This window comes from Polaromonas sp. P3_C2, assembly GCF_056402675.1.
Map to the genome: position 1 here is coordinate 1 of NZ_JBFUGX010001286.1, position 505 is coordinate 505.

1 protein-coding gene is annotated in these 505 nt (G+C 62.9%); it reads left to right on the plus strand.

From position 1 onward, the window contains the following. Window positions 1-505: thiamine pyrophosphate-binding protein (locus tag AC1DWI_RS26095; protein WP_477726325.1), on the plus strand; the 505-nt coding region annotated here is incomplete at both ends.

The following is a 505-nucleotide window of genomic DNA, read 5'->3' on the forward strand; positions in this document are numbered from 1 at the left end:
GCGTGGCGCTGGTCACTTCCGGCCCAGGCGTGACCAACGCCGTGACCGGTATCGCGACAGCGTACATGGACAGTATCCCGATGGTCATCATCACGGGACAGGTCCCCACCCACGCCATCGGCCTGGACGCCTTCCAGGAGTGTGACACCGTCGGCATCACCCGGCCCATCGTGAAGCACAACTTCCTGGTCAAGGATGCGCGGCACATGGCCGAAACCCTGAAAAAGGCGTTTCATATCGCCCGCAGCGGCCGGCCCGGCCCCRTGGTCGTCGATATCCCCAAGGACGTGTCCTTCAACAAGGTGCCCTACAACGGCTATCCGCAAACCGTTGAGATGCGCTCCTACAACCCGGTGCGCAAAGGCCATGGCGGGCAGATCCGCAAGGCCCTGCAATTGCTGCTGGCGGCCAAACGGCCCTATATCTACACCGGCGGCGGCGTATTGCTCAGTAATGCCTCGCAAGAACTGCGCACGCTGGTCGACATGCTGGGCTACCCCTGCAC